The organism is Pseudomonas sp. St29 (assembly GCF_001547915.1).
In the GTDB taxonomy this organism is placed as follows: Bacteria; Pseudomonadota; Gammaproteobacteria; order Pseudomonadales; family Pseudomonadaceae; genus Aquipseudomonas.
This window is the reverse complement of sequence record NZ_AP014628.1, coordinates 1370616-1393523: the sequence shown is the minus strand read 5'-3', so window position 1 is coordinate 1393523 and position 22908 is coordinate 1370616. Positions and strand designations below refer to the sequence as shown.

The window sequence follows — 22908 nt, the reverse complement described above, 5'->3', positions numbered from 1 at the left end:
AGGTGTTCTCCATCAAACAATAAAAAACCCGCGACGGCGGGCTGTGAGTGTTACTCGGGGAGGAAGCTCAAGACGCTGGAACCCTGGGTTCAGGGAGCCGGCGAGCCATCCAGATAAGGGGGAGCGTTGGGGTCGGGCTCGCGACTCTTGATCAAGTCCACCAGCGCCTGATTGCTCTGCGCCAGCAGGCGGATCGCGCTGTTCAAGGCGGCCTGGCCATCGGTCTGGGCCTGGAGCGCAGCGATCAGTCGATTGATCGCCGCAAGGTCTTCGTCATTCATGGGGCAGTACTCTCTATCCGTCGAACGTCACCCGGGGCAGTCCCGGAATTCTGGCGCCGGCCTGGCTCACTCCCGCCCCGCCGGCAACAGCTCAGCACCGGCCTTGAGCCCGGCCTGCAGCGCCGTCCAGAACTCGGCGTTTTCATAGCCCATGGCCCAGACGCTGGTGCCGCCCAGGCCCAGCTTGGTCACCAATGCGGTCTTGGTCTTGATGCTCGTGGCATCGTCGTACCAGAGCACCGGCTGCGCGCGCTCCGGGGTCCACTCCACGCCATCGGCGAAGCTCTTGACTGGCCCCCAGGTGGCGTAAGGCGTTGCGGAAGCGGCGTCCCGGTGGGTGACGGCGCGGTGCTCGGCAATGATTTCCTGATAGGCCGACCAGTGCACCCGGTTGCCAATGCTGTAGTCCTGACCGTAGGCCGGCAGCCCGGCCAGGACCTTGCCCGGCGCGACTCGCGATACCGCGTAGCCGAGCACAGCCCGTTGCCAGTCGGCGCCGGAGCCCGGGCCGGGCCAGACTTCGTCGTGGAAACCGCCGCTGCTCCAGCCGGGGCCGACCTGGTCGTAGGTCATGACCTGGACGTAATCCACCGCCGCGCCCAGGGCCTTGTAGTCGTAGCCTTGCAGGTACTCGGGCTCGCGGTCGCTGGACTTGGGCGGGACGCTGATGATCAGTTTCTTGTCGCTGGCATGCAGGGCATTGCCCAGGGCTTTGACATAGGCGGAAAAGGCTTTGGTATTCCTCGGTTCGACCTGTTCGAAGTCCAGGTTGATCCCGGCAAAACCGCCCTCCTTGGCCAGCCTCACCAGTTGCTTGATGCTGCCGGCACTCAAGGTCTTGTCGTTGACGATGGAGTGGGAAATCGCCGGGTCGAAATCCGCAATGCCCTGGTTGTAGTCGGACACGGTGGGGTACAGCGGCAGCGATTTGGACTGGGCGAAGCGAATGATGTTTTCGCTGGTCGGGTTCATCCCTTCCTGGTGCAACTGGCCGGTGACGGTCAGCCCATAAGTACTGCCCAGGCCCACTGCGGACAGGTTGCCGTGGAACGCTTGCAGGTTGCTGTAGGAGGCTTCGACCTGGCCGTCGGTGTAGGCCAGGACAAAGGGCCCGGCATGGGCTGTGGCCGCCAGCAGCAAGCTGCAGCCGACGATCAATGTCTGGAACAGAAAGCGCAGGCCTCGCTTCGAGGCTGGGCTGCTGATGCCTGGGTTCATGACTACTCCTGCGGATTGTCCGCGTACTTGAAAAGGCAGAGTGGGTTGCAGCGCAACGCTGCACATGGGGTGGCCACGGCAAAGCTCGCGGGGCTGACGCAGCGTCAAAGCTGCACCACTCTGAGTGGTTTTTTGGCGGGGGTTTTCTTGGCCTTGGCCTTGGCCTTGGCTTTGGCCTTGCCTTGCTTGCCGCCGTTGCATTCGACCGTGGTGCTCCACCCCGACGGGTTGAACAGCTGCTCTACCGAGTCCACCAGGTACTCGCCGTCCAGTCCGGCCTTGAAGCCCTGGGCATTGATCAGGCGCTCGGCAAACAGATCGGTACGCCCGGGCATTTCCAGGCGCAGGCTGGCGCTGCTGCGGTTGAAGGCTGCCAAGCGAGCCTTGGCCGCTTGCTCGGCGGCGGACTTGTTGGGGTACAGGTGCCGATCGGTGTGCACCGCCGGCACGCTGGCCGGCGAGTCGCTGTTGCCCAGGTCGATGACCTTGAGCGTGCCGCTCTTCGGGTCCTGATGCTTGGTCTGCACCGCCTTGTGGGTGCTGCTGTCACTGAGGCGGAACTGATAACGGCTGACGTCGCGACGGCTGAGGCTGACAACGCCCAGGGCCTTGCCGCTGGCACTCAACCCGGACTGACGGGGCAGCACCAGCAACCTGCCTTCGGCCACCTTGGCGGTGCAGTCGTACTGCCGGGCCAGGCGGGTGATGAAGTTGAAGTCGGACTCGTTGAGCTGGTCGATCCGCGGCACCTTGGTCGCCACCGGACAGACCGGCTGCCAGCCGTTGCGGGCCGCCAGATCGCGGACGATCTGCGCCAGCGCAACGTTCTCCCAACTGCCGCTGCGGGTGGTCTTGCCACTGCCGCGCATGTCGCTGGCCTTGCCGCGGATCTCGATGGAATCCGGCGGTCCGTTGACCACCACTTCATCCACCGTGTAGCGCCCCAGGCGAGTCAATGCCTGCCCGGCATAGCCGAGGAACACTTCGATGGCGGCGCCACGACCGGGCAAGGCGACCGCACCGTCACGGTCGTCGATGCGCAGTTCGAACTCGTCCGCTTCCATGCCCGGTTTGTCCAGGGTGCGCAGCGTCAGCAGCCGGTCATTGATCTGCGCGGTGATGTCGCGGCCATCGGCCAGGATGCGAAAGACCGGGGTCATGGCCTGTGCTCCAGAAAATGAAGACCCCGCACGCAGCGGGGTCTGTTGAGTGGAGGCCAGGTCAGTCCCATAGCTGAACCATCGCCTCTGTGCGGATCGGCAGCTCCGGTAGCAGGATCAGTACCCCGGCGCGCAAGGGTTGTGGCTCATCGGCCAGGCCCTGGTTGGCGTCCAGCACCGCCTCAACGCTGCCATTGAGGTGCCCGTAGTAGCGATGACACAGGGTGTCGAGCAGATCGCCGTCAGAGGTTCTGCAGGTCGTTGCCATAGCTCACAAACTCCAGTGAAAACCCTTGTTTGCGGGGAATGCCGCCCGCCAGCAGGTGGCTCTGTTCCTCGTCGATGCTGGTGAGGCACCAGGTGCCCAGCACCTCGCCGTAGCCCGTGGTCAGGCTCAGGGGCTGCAGGCGCCGGCCAATGCTGCGCAACGCCTGCAACTGCCCCAGCCCGCCCTTGAACCCGGGAAAGATCGCGCCCTTGAGGGAGATCTTGTCGTCGCCCTGCCCCACTGCCTGCTGCGCGATGCTGCGGCTCAGGCGCTCCTGGGCCGCCCAGCGAAAGCCGGTTTGCCGGCGCAGCTCATCGAAGGCCGCGGTGTCGAGGTTGAAGTAGAACGGCTCGGCTGCGGCCCCCAGGGGCTGCAGGATCAGCAGGTGCGGGAAGGGTTTCACCGCCTCCGCCGCCGGGGTGGCCTGGGGCGCCAGCGCGCCGGAAGGAAAGATATTGCCCAGGGCCGGACTGATCTGCCCGCCGATGCGGTTGATCGCCGCGCCGGCCTTGGCCACCTGCTCCTGCAAGGCGCCAAGACGCTGCTGCATCTGCCCCGCCACGGTCACGGCCTGGCTGTACTTGGCCGCGACCTCACCCACCGCCGACTGCGCCGCGCCGATGCTGCGCATCGTGCGTTGCAGCTTGGCGCCCAGCACCGGGCCGACCCAGGGCAGGTTTTCCAGCTCCGAGGCGGCGCCGGTGATGTCGCTGATGGCACCGTTCATCGGCCCCAGCATTTCATCGGCGCTGCGTCGCCCCGCCTCCGCTGCCGCCACCAGGGACGTGAGCCCCGATTGCAGCTGTTCCATATAGGCCATGCCGCCTCCTTAAACGTGTGCCGCGTCGAACAACTGACGACCCGCCGCCTGGCGGCTGTATTCGTCGAACTGAAAGCGCAGATAGGGTTCCAGCTCCCGGGCCAGTTGCGCCGGATCTCTGACATCGCCCTGCACCGAAATCGACAGGTAAGGCGCGAAGCTGAACTGCTGTTCGATTGCCGGGGGCGCCGCCGATTTGAACGGCTCCGGGGGATTGCTCAGCGAAAGGCTCGACGCCGACGGTGCCGGGCTGGCCAGCGAACGCGCGGCCTGGCCCATCAGCGGGGAGGGCTGGCCCGGCTGGAAGGACTTGGCGATATCGCCCATCACCGGCGGGATGTTCTGCCCGGCATTGCGCATCATCAGCGGACCGGCTGCGGGCATTTGCTTGAGCGAGTCGTCGGAGCCGAACAGTTTTTTGCCCAAGGCGCCACCTGCGGCAGAACCGCCCCAAGCGCCCAGGGCACCGCCCACCAGCCCACCAATAACAGTACCGATGACCGGCACCACGGAACCAATGGCGGCCCCTGCTGCTGCTCCGGCAGCGGCGCCTGCAAGATTGCCTGCCGCCTCGCCATAGCCTTCGGCTTTTTCATCCTGGGTCTTGGCATTCAGATAGGTGTCCGCAACCTGGAAACCGGCACCAAGCACCGATAGGATCGCGCCGCCCTTGAGCAAAGGTGCGAACCCTTTGGCCACAGAGCCAGCGCCTTTCAGTGCGGCACCGGCCACGCCAGACCTGACCGCCCCTCTGGGCATTTTTTCCAGACCACTGGGCGTCAAAGGGCTCTTGCCACCTTGAATGCCCGCCCCCCTCGCAGGTGGCCTGCGCCTGTCAGCCTTACGCCCACCACGGCCCCGACGGCGTTGCTTGTCCAAGCCGCAGTCGATCATGGACTCGCAACAGTCAATGCCTCCCGCACTGAGGCCAGGCGCTCGCTTTGCCGCCTTGGGGTCAACCTTCAACCCACCCCGCAGGACATTGATCAGGCCCTTGCTCATGGTGTAGACCGCCATGAGCTTTTGCACCGCGACATACGCGGCGCCCAAAGCGACCACACCCTGCACCAACGATGGGTTGTGCTCCGCCAGTTCGCTCAGCTTGCCGACCACCACGGTGATGCTTTTGGCCACCAGATCCGTCACCGGTTGCAGGGCCTGCCCCACCACACGCTGGCCTTCATCGATGGCTAAACCTGCTTCAGCCCACAACTGTTTGGAGGCCTCTCGACGCTCCGCGAGGTTCCTGGCGAGAACGCCAGAGGCGCTCAACGAGTCCTTCTTCACCTGCTCGTACTGCTGCCGGCCCTGGGTCTGGGCCAGCAAGGCCGCCTTGATCTGCATATCGGTGAACAAGTCACCGGTGCGCAGGGACTCTTCCAGGGCCTCAAGCATGGCCTTGGCCTTGGCCGGGTCGGTTTCCTGGCTGATCTGCGCCTGGGCCTCGGCCATCTTCGCCGCCTTGGCCGGGTCGATGGCCCTGACGTAACGCATGGCCAGGGCAAAGCTCGCCTCCAGGCTCGACATGCCCTTCTGGATACCGGTATTCAGCGAAGCCTGATAATCAATGCCGGCGTCTTCATAAGCCTTGACCGCCTCACTGGAGCCGATTTTCTCGATCCAATTCTGCAATTGGCCAGCGGCCTGATCAGCACTGCCCGCAGTGTTCATCTGCACTTGCAGCATGGACCCCAGCTGACTCACCGCCGCCATACCGGTGAGTCCTTCCGCGCTCGCACTGTTGAGCAGCGCCGGGAGCAAGCGCGCCATCTCGGCCGCCTCAAAACTGCCGGCCTGCCCCTGCAGGGCGATGGCCTCCAGAGCCTGCTCCATGACCTTGGGATCGCTGATCCCGGCCTTCAGCTCCAGGGCGCGCATCAGCTTCGCGGTGTCGTCGACACTCGCGCCCTGCCCCACCGCAAACTTGGCGGCCAGCCCTGTGTAGCCTTGTGCCTTGCCCAGCGACATGCCGCTGGCCATCATCTGGCTCACCAGGGCCGCCACATCGTTACGGGCCATGCCCGTGTCACGGGAGGTCTGAATAACCGTGCGGCTCAGCTGCGCTTCCTGAGGCTGGTTGACCACATTGGCCTTGATCGCCATGTCGCGGATCAACGCCTGATAATCGGCACTGATCTTGACCGGGGCGCGCAGTTTATCGACGCCAAACTTTGCCCAGCCATAAGCCGCCTTGAAGTCGACCTTGCCTTGGGCGACCTGCTGTAGCCCACGAGCCTGAAGCTCAGAACCCCGGGCCACCTTGCCCAGCGCTTGATATTCCTGGCGCAGCTTGTGCACCTCAATACCCTGCTGGCGCAGCCCGTTGCGGCTCTCTTCCAACCGGCGCAACAGCCCGGCTGCGGAAGTGGCGCCGGTGTCATGGGCCTTTTTCCATTCATCCTGCAGGCGCAGGGTCTGGCCAATGGTCTTCTCCAGCACCCTGGCCTTGCTGCCCTGCTGTTCCAGCTGCCTGATCCGGTCTTCCACCGTCTTGAAGGCGGCGTCCCAGGTCGAACTGAGGGCAGTACCCACTACCACCAACCCCGATACCAGCTTGTTCGCCATCTGCTTCTCCTGCTCCTTGGGTGACGGGCTCAATCCGTGAGCCACCAGACCATGTCGGAAAAGCCCATGGTCATGATTTCCTCGGCGGAAAAATGCAGCTCGCGAGCGAGCCGTTTCGCCGCCACCTTCATCACCGCCGGATCAAAGCTCGTCGTCTTGCACCAGGCGAAAATAGCCAGCCTGCAGGCGCTGATAGTCCTTGAGCGCCATGCTCTCCAGGTCCTTGGTGCTGATTTGCGCGAGGCTGGCAAACAGCATCAGCTCGCGCTGTTCATCGTCCCCCACACCGGCGGCGCTGGCGGCGCGCACATCACGTACCGTCGGCGCCCGCAGAGTGAGCCGGTCGCAGACCACGCCGTTCATCTCCACCGGCTTGCTCAGCGCCACCATCACGCTGTCGCTGCTCAGGGTCATCCAGCTCGGGGTCTTGTCGCTTGCTTGAGACATGGGGTGTCTTCCTTACAGGCCCAGGGCCGAACGTTGGGCGGCGAGCTGGTCGACGCCGTTGATCACGCGCTTCATGCCCAGGGCATCGATCTCGTAGATCAGCCGACCGTCGACTTCCAGCTTGTAGTAGGTCAGGGCCACGTTGTGCTTGATCTCGGCCTTGTCACCGGACTTCCAGTCGCCCATGTCGACCTCCTTGAGCAGGCCGCGCAGGGTGACGATCACCGGGGTGACCTTGCCCTTGAGGCCCTTGAAGGCGCCACGGAACACACCGTTGAAGCCGCTGCCATCGGCCAGGCCGAACATCTTCAGCGACTCGCGGCGCACGCCGGTGGTGGTGAAGCCGGCCTCTTGCTTCTCCATGCCCATGTCCAGTTCCACCGGCACATCCATGCCGCCGACACGGTGTTCCTCGGTCTTGAGGGTCAACTTGGGCAGGGTCAGGCTCGGCACGTCGCCTTGAAAGCTGATGCCATCGACGAACAGGTTCATGTTCGCCAGGGTTTCGGGAATCATTGCCATTGCGGGGGCTCCTTAAGCGGCTTGGTCGAGGACTTCGGTCAACCACTGGTTGGTGACCTCGACCCGGAAGTGGGGGTTTTCGGCGGGCGGCACGTCGGTAAAGCGGATGTTCCAGTAGACCTTGCCCTGCTCCAGCTGGCTGGCGGTGTTCAGTTCGGTGTCCGCGTAGACCTCGAAATTGATGATCGCGCCCTGGTTCTTCAGGTCGCGCATGAAGGCCTGCAGGCCCTCGGTGACGTCCTTGACGTAGGTCGCGGTGATCGAGCGGTCCACGGCCCATTTGTGGCCGAAGAGGATGGCGTCCATGACGATGTCCATGGTCCGCACCCGGGTGACGAAGGCCCACTTCGGATCGCTGGACAGCGTGCGGTTGCCCCACAGGCGGAAGCCCGCATCGCGAATGATGGTGGTGATGTTGGCGTTGTTCAGCAGGTTGGCGCGGCAGGTTTCATCGCCGTCGAGGAACTCGATCGGCCGCTTGGTGCCGGTGATGCCGACGAACTCCTTGTTCGACGGCGAGGCCCAGAAGCCGTACTCGTTGTCGGTCCAGGCGAACAGACCGGCAACCCAGGCCGAGGCCGGCGCATCGACGGTGGCATTGGCGCCGTTGTCCCAGTGCTGAACACCCGGGTCGACCATATAGGCGCGCTTGGCACCGAAGTTCTTGGCGTAGGCCATGGCCGCTTCGTCGGTGGTATTGGGACCATCGAGAATGGCCAGGCCACGCAGCTTGTCCGCCAGGGCCACCAGGGCGGTGCCGATGGCCAGGGTCGAACTGTGCTTGGGGGTGACCAGCAGACGTGGCTGAGCGTTGAAACGGCTCTTGCCGTCCAGCAGCGCCTGCAGACCGGTACGCTTACCGTCGGCCAGCACCCCGCCGATGATCGCCGAAGTCTGCTCGGCCGCGTCGGTCATCTTGGCCACGCCACAGGCGACGATCACCGCCTTGGCCCGCTGGTAGATGGCCTGGCAGGCCTTGGTGATGGCCGCATCCGGGCCCCAGGCGGCAATGGCCTCGCGCTCGTTGGTGATCAGCAGCAGATCGTTGGCCTTGGCAGCGGCGGTCGGGCCTTCGGTGAAGGTGTCCACCAGGCCGATGATCGAAGACGACGGCAGCGAAATGGTGCGCGTGCCGGTGTCGACGTTAGTCACGGTAACGCCGTGGAAAAAACCACTCATGGATAAACTCCAGACATGAAAAAGCCCCCGGGTGAAGGGGGCTCGTAGGGATGATTGATTGGTGGGAAGCGGGAAACAAAACGCCCCGGTGGTGCGGGGCGTCTATTGGGTTTGCTCGGCGATCCAGGATGGGGCTACTGGGCGGTGCTCGGCTTGCGGGAAGTCCGGGGATTGGGGCCAGTCGCGTAGGGATTGCATGTACACAAGCAACTCCTTGAACTGCTCACCGGTCAGCGTCGTGGCTGTCCCGATTTCGAGCTGGTCACGGTGACGCTCTCGTAACCACATCACAGAGCTCAGTTTCGTGTCGCGCCAATCGCGTTCCGGTGCTGCAAAATCTAGGACTACTTCCGACGTATCGACAAGATATGGCAACCCTCGATCATCATGAGCACGAACTTTGCCAGTGGGTGGATTCCCAATCACTGCCAGATATAGTTCATCAGTGATTTCGACTGCATCATCAGGCATTGACGCGTGCATGCCGCGCAAGTAAGTGGTTTGGGTTGTCTGGCTATAAAAACGCATGTGGCCTCACTTAGCTTCCAATTGCGATGTATTTAGCGCCGTTGGCAACGACACTCCCGTATGTCTTAAAGCTGACCCCATTTTTCGACAGTCCGAACGAGTAGATCGCATCCTGGTTAGATGCGACGTTCGTTTCTCCGAGATATCCGATGGCCAACGCGACATAAGCAACCGAAGGAAACGCCATTGGAAATGACACAACTGCAGGAGTGGAACTTACAGCGCCTGTAGTCCCCCACTGAATAACCCAGCCACCCAACCAGAAAGGTGCTGCGATGTATCCGTTCGCGGCCAGACTTACGGAAAGCCCCCACCGCAACTTCTTCGGTGTTGGCATAACAAAGTCGTTCGCGCTATCAAGCATTTGCGCGTTAGTGGCAACCTTTGCCGTGCCCTGATTGATCTCCGTCGCCTGGGCCGCTAGCGGAGCCAGTGCGGCAACATCAATGTTTCCCTGATTGATTGGCGCGTTCCAGGCTTTGATGCACCACATAACCGCGAGGTTGCGCGGGCGGGTTTCTATGCCACCAGCTGTATTAGTTTGGACAGACGGCGGTGTTATTGAGCCAGACCCTGCATCTCCATAGACCCATAATGTCGGGTCGCTGCCCACATACGAAGTGTTGTTTGTTGTGTGAAAGTGAGATTTAAACTCATCAGCCTGCCAGCTACCGAGTCCGCGGCCCGCATCTACCCCGCGCCCATGGTCCCAACCTCGCAAGAACTCGCCCCGGGACTCGGGCAGGCGGAAGTTTCCGGCACCCTCATCGCCCTTGTTGAAGGTGGTCCCTAGATACGCAGCGAGATCTGGATAAGCGGCAATACTGTGCACGCTACCGTTGAGTTCAAGGTAGCCCGCTGGAACCTCAGCCTTGGGAAATGGAATGATGGCGCCAACAGGGTGCGCAGACTTGAGTGCTGCCAATTCCTTTACCAGCGCCGCTACGTCGATATTTCCCTGATTGACGGGTGCGTTCCAGGCCTTGATGCACCACATCACCGCCAGGTTTCGCGGACGTGTTTCCGTTGACGTCCTGGCAACTCGCGACGCATCGAAGCTGAAAGCCCCATAAGGAAGAGAGCCTCCATCGGCACCGCTATTGGAGCTGATTGTTGTCCCAACTACTGCGCCTGTGGCGTTAACACTTGTACCACCGACTCCACGAGGCATATCGCCCCAGCTCGCCTGGATGTTTTGCAGAGCATCAAACTGGTAGCTACCCAGCGCACGCCCAGCATCCACCCCACGCCCATGATCCCACCCCCGCAAAAACTCACCTCGGGACTCTGGCAAGCGGAAGTTTCCCGCCCCCTCGTCACCCTTGTTGAAGGTGGTCCCCAGGTACGCCGCAAGGTCTGGGTAGGCAGCAACGCTCTGCACACTGCCATCAATCTCCAGAAACCCCGGCGGCACGCTGGCTCTGGGAAACGCCACCATCGAGCCCACCGGCAACGATGACGACTGCGCCACAATCGACTCGATCTCAGCCTTGGTGTAGGTGTCGGTAATGCCATGCCCGGCCAGGGTCGTCGGATTGGTCCCGCCGATCACCCGGCCGTATTTATCGACCGTGACATTGGCATAGGAGCCCGCGCTGATGCCGGTTCGCCCGATGGCCATCTCGAAGGCCAGCGGCGTGGTGCCGAGGACAATCGGCCCGTCGGTAACCAACTGCCAGACGCTGTCGCCGTTGACCGTGCCCTTCTCGATGCTGACGAACAGCCCGGGGGTGACCTCCAGGCTGGTGTCCGCATCCTGGGCACGGGTCCAGACGCCCGTCGACGACACCACATACAAGCCGTTGTCCTTGGCCTGAGTCTGGTTCTTCACCAGCACCCGGGCATCGGCCGGCAGCAACACGCCGTCGATGGTCTGAATTCCGCTCAAGGCGATGTTGGCGGTGGTGGCCACCACTGCCGAATGCTTGAAATCCAGCTTGGCGAGAGCCTCGATCACTGCATTGTCGACATACTCGCGGGTAGCCAGAACCACAGCAGGATCGACCTTCAACACGATCTGCGCGGTATTGGCGACGATGAAGTTCATGCGGATGACTTGGGTCTTGCCGGTGCCCTGGGCCAGCAGGGGCTTGAAGCTAGGCGCGCAGTTGGCCACCGCCACCAGGTCGCCGTCGGCGTCGAACAGGCCGATCTCGCGGATCCAGCGCCCACCGACATCAGGCGGGATCACCTGCTCGGTGATGATGATGTTGGGGTTGGCCGGGTCGGTGCGCACCTGGTTGACCGGGGCGCGGCGCCATTCGTTGATCAGCTTGGTCTGGGCCTTGTTCGGGATGGGGTCGGTGCCGTTGGCATCGCCGACCGCCATTTCCTTGAAGGTCCAGGACGTGCCCAGGGCCGTGGCATTCGCCTGTTTCGCCTCGCCCACTGCCGTGAGGATGGCGAAGAACTGACTGTTGGAATCAATCATGAGTACACATCCAGGGTGTCTGTTTCATCAATACACATGACCTGGCCATAACGGCCGGTCACTTCAATGTCGCGAGGTGTCGGGGGATAAACGTCGAGCACTTCGCCTTGATCCACGTATGCGCCGTAACCGATGACGCCGGAGGTTTCCAGGCTGATGGCCAGGCCGGTCATGTGCCGGCTGACCGGCCGGGCGTCGTCGATCAACCGGGTCAGCTCCTGGTACATCTCCTCGGTGATGCCGGTATCCAGCACCCCTACTTTCAGGGCAAAGGTGGCCGGTTCGCCTTCAGGGACCGTCTGCCACCATTCGACCACTTCGATCAGGTAGCCCAGCGGTTCCACCACCCGGCGCAGCGCACCGAGGGTGCCTTTGCGGGCGTGGATGAAGTAGGAGGCGCGAATGGCGTTGCGCTTGACCGTCTCGGACCAGCGCGGGTCCCAGCGATCCACCGACCAGGCCCAGGCCAGTTGCGGCAGCAGATGCACCGGGCAGGTCGCCGGGTCGTACAGGGTGCGCAGCATGATGGCGGTATCGCCTGCGCTGGCCGCCTCCAGGGCGCGCTCCAGCGGCGTGCTATTGATCGGCAATAAGCTGGTCATCTCAGCTCCCCAGCGTGACGCTGTAACCGGTGCAATACGCCGCTTGAGCCTTGGTCGGGGTGATGTCTTGCCAACCCGCCAGATCGACCCGAGCCACGCCGGCCACATGCAACTGCGCATCAATGGCCGAACGGGCCACCTCGATGCCCAGGCGCCGGCGTGGGTTGACCCAGGCAGCCAGCTTGCGCTCGGCTTCTGCCAGGGCAGCGTCACCTTCCGGGCCGGAGCCCTTCATGTGCAGCACCGCGTCGATGCGATACGGCAAGACCTGGGCACTCTGGACCGTGACCCGGTCGCCGAGCGGTCGCACGTCTTCATCGTTGAGGGCTGCGGCAACGGTCGCCAGCAAGCCAGGACTGGCCGCGCCATTTCCCTCCAGGCTCAGCACCGTGACCGTTACCCGGGCCGGTGCCGGGCTTTCGGCCTCGGCGTCGGCTACCAGCGCAGAAGCGTTACGGGCATGCAGGATGTAGCTGTTGCGCGGGCCGGCCGTGGTCAGTCCTTCATAGGCCAATTGCACGCGCTCGCGCAGCGCGTCGTCAGCTTCCTTGACCTCCTCCAACGGCGGTACCGCCTGCAGGTCTGCAGCCTGGATCACCAGGCGCTGCAGTTTGACGTTGGCCGCCAGGTGGTCCAGGTCCGTGCCCTGGGCATGGGCCAGCAGCAACGCCTTGGCGGCGTCGTTGACCCGGGCCCGCAGCAGCATGTCAGCGTAAGCCGAGACTTCCAGCAGTTTGCTCACCGGGTCGCTTTCCAGGTTGGCCGTCCAGTTCTCGCCCATGTGCCGGCGAAAGGTTTCCAGCTTGCCCTGGTACAAGGCCTCGAAATCCAGGGCTTCAAGCACCTGGGGTGCCGGCAGCGCCGACAGGTCCAACGTACTCATGCCGTCACCTCCAAAACCGCGCGATTGCCCAGGTACTGGCCGGTCAGTTGAAAACTGATCTGGCCTCCCACCACCGCGACCACACTGACCTGCTCCAGCTTCAAGCGTGGCTCCCAGCGCAACAGCGCCCGGGCCACTTCGGCCTGCACCGCGCTTTTCCAGCCGCCGGTCACTGGCAGGTCGACATAACGACGCAGGTTGCTGCCGTATTCGGGGCGCATCCGCCGGCTGCCCTGGGGCGTGGTCAGGATGTCCTCGATGGACTGCCGCACATGCTCGATGCCGGACAGCGACAGGCCGGTACGGCGATCCATTCCGATCATGGCCTTACTCCTGTGCTTGCAGATCCGGGTGGCTGGCGAGGTAGTCCAGGGCAACGCGGTCGCCGGCCTTGACCGATACCTGTCCCTGGACCACCGGCAATTGGCGGCCATCCGGCAGGATCAGATGGCGCGAGGTGTAAAGGCTGTCGCGAAACACCACAGCACCGGTGCCGGCCGGGCGGCCGGTTTTTTTCTTGGGGGTGGCCATTGGATTCTCCGGGTAGAAAAAACCGCTCTGGGCGGGTTGCTTGAGTGATAGGTGGGTCGTGCGGGCAATGGGGCCAAGGATCACTGCGGCGGAGCCGTTGCACCGGGGCCTGACATCACACCCGGGTGGGTATGGGTCGAACCGACGTTGACCCCGTTGTGCTTCAGGCTCTCACCGTTGATCTGCACATCGCCATTCAAGGTGATCGCTCCGCTCAGGGTGATGCTGTCGGCCTTGCCGGTCAGGGCGCTGTCGGTCACCACCGCCGAGCTGGCGCCGACCTGAATGCTCACCGTGCCGCTGGGCAGGCTGATGCTGTAGCTCTTGGCCTGCCAGTCATAGACCAGCGAGCCGCCATCCTCGAAACGCCAGACCTCGACATGGTCGCGGTTGTCCGGCTGGGGACCGGCGTTGCCATACAGGCCGGGAACGAAGGTGCCCTGGGCCGGCTCGCCGCTGGGGCTGATCAGCACGCCCTGCTCCCCCAGGCTCGGTGCCCGCCAGTGCCGGGCCTTGCCCGCGGCCTGGCTGTGCCAGCGCAGCCAGGCGCTGGTCCAGCCGGCACCATCGGAAACCCGTACCAGACCGGCAGCCAGATCCACGCCGACCACGCTGCAAGGCAGGATCAGACCGGCAATCATGCGGTCGTGGGTTGCAGACACGTAACTCACGCCATGTGCTCCGGCGACTGGTAGTCGCCCTCGTGGCCGGGTCCGGTATCGGGGCTGAAGCCCAACACCAGCGTGCCCGGTGGTTGATCGGGCCAGGGCCATTGCTCCTGGCCCAGGTAGACCAGCTGCTGCCACTGCACGATCCACTCGCCGCGATAAGCCGGATCGGCCACCGGGCCGGCAGGCTTGGCCCATACCGCCGTTGCCCCCTCGACAAAGTCCAGGTTCCACTGCTGGCAACGCAACAGCTCAAGCAACTGCGCCGCCAGCATGGCCGCCTGCAAAGGCGCCTGTGCCAGTTCGGGGTCAACCCGTATCCGCCCCTCGAAGGTGGCCCGCATGCAACTGCGGCCATCCCCGGGGTCGGCGGCCTGGTCCATGCCGGTAACCGCGAAGTGGAGCGTCGGTTCAGTGACGCCTTCGAGGATCTTGGGGAAGGCCTCAACCCTCTGCAGTTGCGGCATCGCCAGCTTGATGGTGGAGGTGATGGCGTCTTTTAGCTGGGTCAGTTCGTTCATTGTGTAGTTCCTGAATCAGGTCGAGGCGCCCCAGCCGCCAGGGCCGATGAGCCTTGTTGAAGGCCGGAGCCGATGCGGAATCAGCGCTGGTCCGGGTTCGAGTCCCGTGAAGGCGGTTCGCATACTCCGATGCGCTTGGCCGCCCAGCGCTCGTAGAGGCCGATGGCGACGTCGGCACCGGCCATGGCGGTCAGGCAACCGAAGGCACAGGCGGTCCAGATCGAGACGCCGGCGGCATACAGCAGCATGATGGCCGAGACCCCGCAGACCACGCAGGCTCCAGAGCGCAGCGCCAGGCGCCGTAACAGCGACCAGCCACGGGCGCCCTCCTTGTCGGCGCGCCACATTTCGCCGGAAACGCCACCGACCAGCGCCAGGACGATGACCAGCCAGATCGGCATGTCCAGCAACGCTTGCTGCTCGTTTGTCATTCACGTCTCCCGTGCGGATTGAGGCCAGCGAGATGGCCAGTTGATGGAAAGCTGAAAAGGGTGATTCAAGGGGTCCCTGTCTATTGGCGGCCCACGTTAGGCAGGCATTCCAAAAAGCCCGGTCGCCCGGGCTTTTCAGTAATGCAAACCTTGGTCTTTCGGCACTACTGGCGCGGTACGGACCCATTCAAATTGTTCCTCCGACCGCGACCCTGTCCGCCGGATAACTGCTTCTGGTGCTTTACGCTGCACACCCGGGTCAGTTGCCAACCCTCTGAACCGTCGAGGCCGGTTCATCGCTGCCTTTGCTTTGCCACTAAAGAGCGTCGTTGCAGCCGTTGTTGAACGGCTTGAGATGGATAATATGCACTCATGCATATGCAGTCAATGCGTAAATGCATTTATTTGTGCGCAAAATTTGCACGCGCGCATGAAGCCCGCATAAATGCAGGGGGGGAGGATTTTTCGAGGGCGAAAAAAAGCCCGCTCAGTGGCGGGCTGTGTCTGACCGTGATGGCTTAGCGGGCGTACATGCCCCACCAGAAAACGTGACCGAGGATGCTGATCTGCTCCTCCTGGATCTCCTGGAAGCTGTAGTCCTCGTCCGGATGTTCATCGCGGTTGAAACTGCGCAGGCGGATCCCGGTGGGCAGGCGATACAGCTGCTTCACCCGCAGCTGGCCATTGTGGTTGATCGCGTAGAGGTCGCCATCGATGATGTCGCCAATGGCGCATTTGCCGGCATTGACCCCGACCGTGGCGCCATCGCGCAGCACCGGCAACATGCTATTGCCCCGCACCGTGACGCACTTGGCCTGATCGAACTGCACGCCGTTGTGCCGCAGGCTGCGCTTGCCGAAGCGCAGGCTGGCGCGCTCGCTTTCCTCGATGACGAATCTTCCTGATCCAGCAGCCAATTCAACCTCACGCAGAAAGGGAACCGACACCTCGTCGTCATCGACAGGGGTATCGTCGTCCCACAGGCTTATGTCCTTGAGTTCCGAATGAATCTCGTCACGGGGGGCCGCCGCGCGGGCAGGCGCGATGTCCACGCGCCCGCGCAGTTGATCGGTGCTCACCTGGAAGTATTCGGCGATCCGCGAGATGTGCTTATCCGAGGGATCGACGATCTTCCCGCTGAGAATCCGCGAGAGGGTGGATTGAGGCACACCGGTACGGCGGTGAAGCTCCGTGGGGGAGATTCCATCGCGATCCAGCAGCTCTCTTAAGACGGTAGAAACATTGCGTATTTGCATAGAACGCATATTGCTCGATCTTTTAGGCAATGACAAATGCTGTTTTGCATATTTGCAATGCATTTGCCGGACAAACCTGCTCGCGCCTTGGTGCCTGCGAGCCCGGGGCACCCATGGTAACCTTGCCGCCATCTGCAAAAAGCCGGGCCCAGCGCTCCTTTGCTTCACCCATTCAACGAATCCGCCTAAATACCAATGAGTAAAACTACCTCCGATCTGTCCTCCCACACGCCGATGATGCAGCAGTACTGGCGCCTCAAGAACCAGCACCCTGATCAGTTGATGTTCTACCGCATGGGCGACTTCTACGAGATCTTCTATGAAGACGCGAAGAAGGCCGCCAAGCTGCTGGACATCACCCTGACGGCACGCGGACAGTCGGCGGGCCAGGCGATTCCCATGTGCGGCATTCCCTACCACGCCGCCGAGGGCTACCTGGCCAAACTGGTGAAACTCGGCGAGTCGGTGGTGATCTGCGAGCAGGTTGGTGACCCAGCGACCAGCAAAGGCCCGGTGGAGCGCCAGGTGGTGCGCATCATCACCCCGGGTACTGTCAGCGACGAAGCCCTGCTGGACGAGCGCCGCGACAACCTGATTGCGGCCGTGCTGGGCGATGAGCGCCTGTTCGGCCTGGCGGTACTGGATATCACCAGCGGCAACTTCAGCGTCCTGGAAATCAAGGGCTGGGAAAACCTGCTGGCCGAGTTGGAGCGGATCAATCCGGTCGAACTGCTGATCCCCGATGACTGGCCACAGGGCCTGCCGGCGGAAAAACGCCGCGGTACAAGGCGCCGCGCGCCCTGGGATTTCGAGCGCGATTCGGCTCACAAGAGCCTCTGCCAGCAGTTCTCCACCCAGGACCTCAAGGGCTTTGGTTGCGAAACCCTGACCCTGGCCATCGGCGCCGCCGGTTGCCTGCTCAGCTACGCCAAGGAAACCCAGCGTACTGCCCTGCCCCACCTGCGCAGCCTGCGTCACGAACGCCTGGACGACACCGTGGTGCTGGACGGCGCCAGCCGCCGCAACCTGGAGCTGGACACCAATCTGGCCGGTGGCCGCGACAACACCCTGCAATCGGTGGTCGATCGCTGCCAGACCGCTATGGGCAGCCGCCTGCTGACTCGCTGGCTGAACCGCCCGCTGCGCGACCTCAAGGTCCTGCAGGCGCGTCAGTCGTCCATTACCTGTTTGCTGGACGGTTACCGCTTCGAACGGCTGCAACCGCAGTTGAAGGAAATCGGCGATATCGAGCGGATTCTCGCGCGAATCGGCTTGCGCAACGCCCGTCCGCGCGACCTGGCCCGCCTGCGCGACGCCCTGGCCGCGCTGCCGGAACTGCAAGAGGCGATGACTGAGCTGGAGGCGGATCACCTCAAGCAGTTGGCGCTCACCACCAGCACCTACCCGGAGCTGGCAGCGCTGCTGGCCAAGGCCATCATCGACAACCCGCCGGCGGTGATCCGTGACGGCGGCGTGCTCAAGACCGGCTACGACGCCGAGCTGGACGAGCTGCAATCCTTGAGCGAGAACGCCGGGCAGTTCCTGATCGACCTGGAAGCCCGCGAGAAAGCCCGTACCGGCCTGGCCAACCTCAAGGTCGGCTACAACCGCATTCACGGCTATTTCATCGAGCTGCCCAGCAAGCAGGCCGAGCAGGCACCGGCGGACTACATTCGCCGGCAGACCCTGAAAGGCGCCGAGCGCTTCATCACGCCGGAACTCAAAGCGTTCGAAGACAAGGCGCTGTCGGCCAAGAGCCGGGCCCTGGCCCGGGAGAAGATGCTCTACGATGCGCTGCTGGAAACCCTGATCAGCCATCTGCCCCCCCTGCAGGACACCGCCGGCGCCCTGGCGGAGCTGGATGTGCTGAGCAACCTGGCCGAGCGCGCCTTGAACCTGGACCTCAATTGCCCGCGTTTTGTCAGCGAGCCGTGCATGCGCATCACCCAGGGTCGTCACCCGGTGGTGGAGCAAGTCTTGACCACGCCTTTTGTGGCCAACGACCTGAGCCTGGACGACAACACGCGGATGCTGGTGATCACCGGTCCGAACATGGGCGGTAAATCCACCTATATGCGCCAGACCGCGCTGATCGTGCTGCTGGCCCATATCGGCAGCTTCGTCCCGGCGGCCAGCTGCGAGCTGTCTCTGGTGGACCGGATCTTCACCCGGATCGGCTCCAGCGACGACCTGGCCGGCGGCCGTTCGACCTTCATGGTGGAAATGAGCGAAACCGCGAACATCCTGCACAATGCCACGGAGCGCAGCCTGGTGTTGATGGACGAAGTGGGCCGCGGTACCAGCACTTTCGACGGACTATCCCTGGCCTGGGCTGCGGCAGAACGTCTCGCCCAGCTACGGGCCTACACCCTGTTCGCCACCCACTACTTCGAGCTGACCGTACTGCCGGAAAGCGAACCGCTGGTGGCCAACGTGCACCTCAATGCCACCGAGCACAATGAACGCATTGTGTTCCTGCACCACGTCCTGCCAGGACCTGCCAGCCAGAGCTACGGCCTGGCGGTAGCCCAGCTGGCCGGGGTTCCCAGCGCTGTCATCAGCCGCGCCAGGGAGCACTTGAGCCGTCTTGAAACCACCAGTTTGCCCCATGAGGTGGCGCCTCCAGCACCGGGTAAAACCTCGGTTCCGCAGCAAAGCGACATGTTCGCCAGCCTGCCGCATCCGGTACTGGACGAACTGGCCAAGCTGGATCTGGATGACATGACCCCGCGCCGAGCGCTGGAAATGCTCTATACATTGAAGACGCGCATCTAACGCGAACGCCTTCAAGCTGTTAGAATCTCGCGCGGTTTGGGATGCTGCGGACTATTAGCCTAGTTCGCAGACTATCGCTCCCAAACCTGGCGACCCCGTCATGTTGGGGCTCCGCTGCCGCCGCCTGAGGAGAGAATTAGAAATGACCTTCGTCGTCACCGACAACTGCATCAAGTGCAAGTACACCGACTGCGTAGAAGTCTGTCCGGTGGACTGCTTTTACGAAGGCCCGAACTTCCTGGTGATTCACCCGGATGAGTGCATTGACTGCGCGCTGTGCGAGCCTGAGTGCCCCGCTGTAGCTATTTTCTCCGAGGATGAAGTCCCGGAAGAAATGCAGGAATTCATTCAGTTGAACGTCGAGCTGGCAGAGATCTGGCCGAACATCACTGAAAAGAAAGAACCGTTGCCGGATGCCGAAGAGTGGGATGGCGTCAAAGGCAAGATCAAAGACCTCGAACGCTGATTGCCCCGCGTTCCTGAAAAGGCCCCTTGCGGGCCTTTTTGCGTTTCTGGGAACGGGGTTCTTGCGATTGGGGACTTTTCGCCAGGCAAAAAAAAGGGGCGGTATGACCCGCCCACTTTTTCCCTAGTCCCTGTGTTCCTTTTCATCGTCCTGATGAATCGCTTCCTGCGATGTCCTGACCATCGTCCTTGATGGCTGTGTCTATCCGTCGACACAGGGCTGATATTAGAGAGTTCCCTGATAAGAGCAATCGCACCTATCCCGGGAAATACTGTCGAAGGCCAACAGAAAAATAAAAAAATACCCTTATAAATCAAATAGATAAAAAATAGCCTAAGGTGTTTTAGGCAAGCCTGAAGCACTAGCGAACCGAACACCTACGAAAAAGTAATCTATTGCTTACACGCAAGTTAAGAGTAATCCCATCCTTGATCAGAATCCGAGCACTCAGGGCCAAAACACTTAGCCAATAAAAAGCCCCGAACGAATCGGGGCTCTTGCGGATCAGCTCCAGAAGCTACTGGAACAGCGACTCACTGGACAGGCCATTCTTCTCAAGGATCTCCCGCAGGCGCTTGAGCCCTTCAACCTGAATCTGCCGAACCCGCTCGCGGGTCAGGCCGATCTCCAGGCCGACGTCTTCGAGCGTGCTGCTCTCGTGCCCCCGCAGCCCAAAGCGGCGAACCACAACTTCACGCTGCTTTTCAGTCAGTTCGGAAAGCCATTGATCGATGCTTTGTGACAGATCGTCGTCCTGCAAAAGCTCACAAGGATCCGTCGGACGGTCATCCGTCAGGGTGTCCAGCAGAGTTTTGTCCGAATCCGGTCCCAGCGAGACATCAACCGAAGAAACCCGCTCATTCAGACCGAGCATGCGTTTGACTTCGGCCACCGGCTTCTCCAGCAGGTTGGCGATTTCTTCGGGAGAGGGTTCATGATCGAGTTTTTGCGTCAACTCACGGGCGGCGCGCAGGTAGACGTTGAGCTCTTTGACCACATGAATCGGCAGCCGAATGGTGCGGGTCTGATTCATGATCGCCCGTTCGATGGTCTGACGAATCCACCAGGTGGCGTAGGTCGAAAAGCGGAAACCGCGTTCCGGGTCGAACTTCTCCACTGCCCGGATCAGGCCGAGGTTGCCCTCTTCGATCAGGTCCAGCAGCGACAAGCCGCGATTGACATAGCGCCGGGCGATTTTCACCACCAGGCGCAAGTTGCTTTCAATCATGCGTTTGCGCCCGGCAGGGTCGCCACTCTGCGACAAACGCGCAAAGTGCACTTCCTCTTCAGGAGAGAGCAATGGAGAAAAACCGATTTCATTGAGATACAACTGCGTCGCATCGAGGGCGCGCGTGTAATCAATGTACTTGTGTTGCTTAAGTGATGCGGAGCTTTTGGATTTGGCGCGAACGGAAGGTGGAGTTGCCCCCTCATTATTCGACATCGAATCCATATCGATACTGCTCTCCATAAGGAGAACTTCATCGTCGATGTCAAACTCCGGCACTTCTTTACTGAGAGCCATTGTTATAGTCCTTTGGTGAGTTCGACCTCAGGCTCAAGCGGCGCCTTAATCCTTGGCAACGCTGGAGCCTGTTCCCTCTACGTGAGTGGAACAGGCTGGTGACGGATCAACGTCGTGGCAGGAATTGCAGCGGATCTACAGGTTTACCTTGTCGGCGAATCTCAAAGTGCAGTTTCACCCGGTCTGTACCAGTTGATCCCATCTCGGCAATTGTCTGTCCGACTTTGACCTGCTGTCCCTCCCGAACCAATAGCTTGCGGTTGTGGCCGTAAGCACTGACGTAGGTTTCGTTGTGTTTGATGATGACTAATTCGCCGTAGCCCCTTAAGCCACTCCCGGCGTAAACCACCGTCCCATCAGACGCAGCTAAAACAGGCTGTCCCAAATCCCCGGCGATATCAATGCCTTTATTCAAACTACCGTTTGAAGAGAATTTTCCAATCAGAACGCCGTTTGAAGGCCAGCCCCAACCTGTCGGTGCGGGGCCCGCAGGCGTAACCGGGGCAGGCGCCGGCTTGCTGGCCGCGGGGGCTGCGGTGCCCGATGCTGGAGCCGTTGCGGGTGCCGTAGCAGCACCAACGGGACGACGAATAACCGTGGTCTTGCTCGACGACGAGGCACCGGACTGGGTACTGGTAACCACCGTGGCCGGCGCTGCGCCAGTGCGGCCATCAAAGCGAATGGTTTGCCCGGGATGGATGGTATAGGGCTCGGCAATATTGTTGCGAGCGGCCAATGCCTTGTAGTCCCAGCCATAGCGGAAGGCAATCGAGAACAAGGTGTCGCCACGACGCACAACATATTGCCCAGTCGTGACTGTCGGGCGCTGAGGCGCGGCGGTATTACTGCGCTCAACCACACCTACGCTGCTGGACTTGGTACTGGAACAACCGACCAACAAGGAACTCAAGACAAGGCCAATCATCAGTCGCTGAAAGCTTGATATACCTATTCGCTGCGCAATGACTGTGAGACTCACCCGCCGCTCCCTTTATGGTGGTTGACGATATAGATTGCCTTGCTCAGGCGTGAAATGACGCAAGTATAACTGGACGACCGCGCTTTACCGCTGGCAAAGCGCACCACACAGTGGCAAGAAATGACCATTGAGGGCCACCAGACTCATTGACGATCAATACGGCACTAAGACACAGCGCTTCAAACAGAATTCACCCAGCGCCGACAAATACTCAGGCCAGCGGCCCATTGAGCAGAGGCACAAAACGCACCGCCCCCAGGACATGCCGGGCAAAGCCGTGTTCTTCTCGAATGATCAGCATCAACTGCTGCACTTCTCCTGCCCCCACCGGAATCACCAGGCGTCCGCCCGGAGCCAGCTGGTCGAGCAGCGCCTGGGGAACATCAGTAGCCACAGCGGTCACGATGATGCCGTTGTAAGGCGCCAAGGCTGGCCAGCCCTCCCAACCGTCACCCCAGCGAAACACCACATTGCGCAGGTTCAACTCCTGCAGCCGTTCCTTGGCACGGTCCTGCAGGACCTTGATCCGCTCCACCGAAAACACCCGCTCCACCAACTGCGACAGCACCGCCGTCTGGTAGCCGGACCCGGTGCCTATCTCCAGGACCTTGTCCAGAGGACCGGCCTCCAGCAGCAGCTCGCTCATGCGCGCCACCATGTAAGGCTGGGAGATGGTCTGGTTGTGGCCGATCGGCAGGGCCGTGTCTTCATAGGCCCGATGGGCCAGGGCTTCATCAACGAACAGGTGCCGCGGCGTACGACGAATGACTTCCAATACCTGTGGATTAGACAGCCCTTCATCGTAGAGCCGTTGAATCAGGCGTTCGCGGGTACGCTGGGAAGTCATGCCGA

General features: G+C 62.0%; 24 protein-coding genes. 2 read left to right on the top strand and 22 right to left on the bottom strand.

Annotated features, from left to right (window positions below; translation table 11 throughout):
* Positions 1-89: 89 nt before the first annotated feature.
* The 19 genes from PST29_RS06235 to PST29_RS06145 form a co-directional block, all read right to left on the bottom strand.
* Positions 90-281, bottom strand: coding sequence for a hypothetical protein (locus tag PST29_RS06235; RefSeq protein ID WP_019093183.1), 192 nt, complete (start codon positions 279-281; stop codon positions 90-92).
* 66 nt (positions 282-347) lie between these two features.
* Entirely contained in the window at positions 348-1499 is a 1152-nt protein-coding gene (locus tag PST29_RS06230; protein WP_060842621.1) for a glycosyl hydrolase family 18 protein, read from the bottom strand.
* A gap of 104 nt (positions 1500-1603) precedes the next feature.
* Positions 1604-2659 carry a phage late control D family protein gene (locus PST29_RS06225; protein WP_060842620.1) on the bottom strand — a complete coding sequence of 352 codons (1056 nt, stop codon included), beginning with the start codon at positions 2657-2659 and terminating at the stop codon, positions 1604-1606.
* Between the two features lie 61 nt (positions 2660-2720).
* Positions 2721-2927: a tail protein X gene (locus PST29_RS06220; protein ID WP_060842619.1), complete on the bottom strand. Its 207-nt coding sequence runs from the start codon at positions 2925-2927 to the stop codon at positions 2721-2723.
* Positions 2902-3747, bottom strand: coding sequence for a phage tail protein (locus PST29_RS06215; protein WP_060842618.1), 846 nt, complete (start codon positions 3745-3747; stop codon positions 2902-2904). Before PST29_RS06215 ends, PST29_RS06220 begins: the two co-directional genes overlap by 26 nt.
* A gap of 9 nt (positions 3748-3756) precedes the next feature.
* A complete protein-coding gene (locus tag PST29_RS06210; RefSeq protein ID WP_060842617.1) occupies positions 3757-6312 on the bottom strand; it encodes a phage tail tape measure protein in 2556 nt (851 codons plus the stop codon).
* A 141-nt stretch (positions 6313-6453) separates the two neighbouring features.
* Entirely contained in the window at positions 6454-6759 is a 306-nt protein-coding gene (locus PST29_RS06205; RefSeq protein ID WP_060842616.1) for a phage tail assembly protein, read from the bottom strand.
* Positions 6760-6771: 12 nt separating this feature from the next.
* The gene (locus tag PST29_RS06200) at positions 6772-7281 is read right to left on the bottom strand and encodes a phage major tail tube protein (RefSeq protein ID WP_016965333.1); all 510 of its coding nucleotides are present in this window, start codon (positions 7279-7281) and stop codon (positions 6772-6774) included.
* A gap of 12 nt (positions 7282-7293) precedes the next feature.
* A complete protein-coding gene (locus PST29_RS06195) occupies positions 7294-8460 on the bottom strand; it encodes a phage tail sheath subtilisin-like domain-containing protein (RefSeq protein WP_060842615.1) in 1167 nt (388 codons plus the stop codon).
* Between the two features lie 102 nt (positions 8461-8562).
* Positions 8563-8988 carry a phage tail assembly chaperone gene (locus PST29_RS30735; protein ID WP_232513205.1) on the bottom strand — a complete coding sequence of 142 codons (426 nt, stop codon included), beginning with the start codon at positions 8986-8988 and terminating at the stop codon, positions 8563-8565.
* A gap of 10 nt (positions 8989-8998) precedes the next feature.
* A complete protein-coding gene (locus tag PST29_RS31560) occupies positions 8999-11419 on the bottom strand; it encodes a phage tail-collar fiber domain-containing protein (RefSeq protein WP_148659596.1) in 2421 nt (806 codons plus the stop codon).
* Complete coding sequence (locus PST29_RS06180; RefSeq protein ID WP_060842613.1) at positions 11416-12021, bottom strand: phage tail protein I; 606 nt, start codon at positions 12019-12021, stop codon at positions 11416-11418. The genes PST29_RS31560 and PST29_RS06180 overlap by 4 nt, the downstream gene beginning before the upstream one ends.
* 1 nt (position 12022) lies before the next feature.
* On the bottom strand, positions 12023-12904 hold the full coding sequence (locus tag PST29_RS06175; protein WP_060842612.1) for a baseplate assembly protein: 882 nt from the start codon (positions 12902-12904) through the stop codon (positions 12023-12025).
* Positions 12901-13227 carry a GPW/gp25 family protein gene (locus PST29_RS06170; protein WP_060842611.1) on the bottom strand — a complete coding sequence of 109 codons (327 nt, stop codon included), beginning with the start codon at positions 13225-13227 and terminating at the stop codon, positions 12901-12903. Before PST29_RS06170 ends, PST29_RS06175 begins: the two co-directional genes overlap by 4 nt.
* A gap of 4 nt (positions 13228-13231) precedes the next feature.
* Complete coding sequence (locus PST29_RS06165; protein WP_060837783.1) at positions 13232-13435, bottom strand: hypothetical protein; 204 nt, start codon at positions 13433-13435, stop codon at positions 13232-13234.
* A gap of 80 nt (positions 13436-13515) precedes the next feature.
* Positions 13516-14106, bottom strand: coding sequence for a phage baseplate assembly protein V (locus PST29_RS06160; protein ID WP_060842610.1), 591 nt, complete (start codon positions 14104-14106; stop codon positions 13516-13518).
* Positions 14103-14624: a hypothetical protein gene (locus PST29_RS06155; protein WP_060842609.1), complete on the bottom strand. Its 522-nt coding sequence runs from the start codon at positions 14622-14624 to the stop codon at positions 14103-14105. The genes PST29_RS06160 and PST29_RS06155 overlap by 4 nt, the downstream gene beginning before the upstream one ends.
* A gap of 80 nt (positions 14625-14704) precedes the next feature.
* On the bottom strand, positions 14705-15055 hold the full coding sequence (locus PST29_RS06150) for a phage holin family protein (protein WP_016967167.1): 351 nt from the start codon (positions 15053-15055) through the stop codon (positions 14705-14707).
* A gap of 518 nt (positions 15056-15573) precedes the next feature.
* The gene (locus PST29_RS06145; RefSeq protein WP_060837780.1) at positions 15574-16320 is read right to left on the bottom strand and encodes a LexA family transcriptional regulator; all 747 of its coding nucleotides are present in this window, start codon (positions 16318-16320) and stop codon (positions 15574-15576) included.
* A gap of 186 nt (positions 16321-16506) precedes the next feature.
* Between PST29_RS06145 and mutS the strand changes: the two genes are divergently transcribed.
* Together mutS and fdxA are read left to right on the top strand one after the other, a co-directional pair.
* The gene (mutS, locus tag PST29_RS06140) at positions 16507-19086 is read left to right on the top strand and encodes a DNA mismatch repair protein MutS (protein WP_060842608.1); all 2580 of its coding nucleotides are present in this window, start codon (positions 16507-16509) and stop codon (positions 19084-19086) included.
* A 142-nt stretch (positions 19087-19228) separates the two neighbouring features.
* The gene (gene fdxA / locus PST29_RS06135; protein WP_016964674.1) at positions 19229-19552 is read left to right on the top strand and encodes a ferredoxin FdxA; all 324 of its coding nucleotides are present in this window, start codon (positions 19229-19231) and stop codon (positions 19550-19552) included.
* Positions 19553-20069: 517 nt separating this feature from the next.
* Here the strand turns inward: fdxA and rpoS are convergent.
* The 3 genes from rpoS to PST29_RS06125 all read right to left on the bottom strand — a co-directional run bounded on the left by rpoS (position 20070) and on the right by PST29_RS06125 (position 22903).
* Positions 20070-21077, bottom strand: a complete 1008-nt coding sequence (gene rpoS, locus PST29_RS06130) for an RNA polymerase sigma factor RpoS (protein ID WP_016964675.1) — start codon at positions 21075-21077, stop codon at positions 20070-20072.
* A gap of 106 nt (positions 21078-21183) precedes the next feature.
* The gene (locus PST29_RS30730; protein WP_082729181.1) at positions 21184-22056 is read right to left on the bottom strand and encodes a peptidoglycan DD-metalloendopeptidase family protein; all 873 of its coding nucleotides are present in this window, start codon (positions 22054-22056) and stop codon (positions 21184-21186) included.
* 211 nt (positions 22057-22267) lie between these two features.
* On the bottom strand, positions 22268-22903 hold the full coding sequence (locus PST29_RS06125) for a protein-L-isoaspartate(D-aspartate) O-methyltransferase (RefSeq protein WP_173655928.1): 636 nt from the start codon (positions 22901-22903) through the stop codon (positions 22268-22270).
* Positions 22904-22908 lie beyond the last annotated feature (5 nt).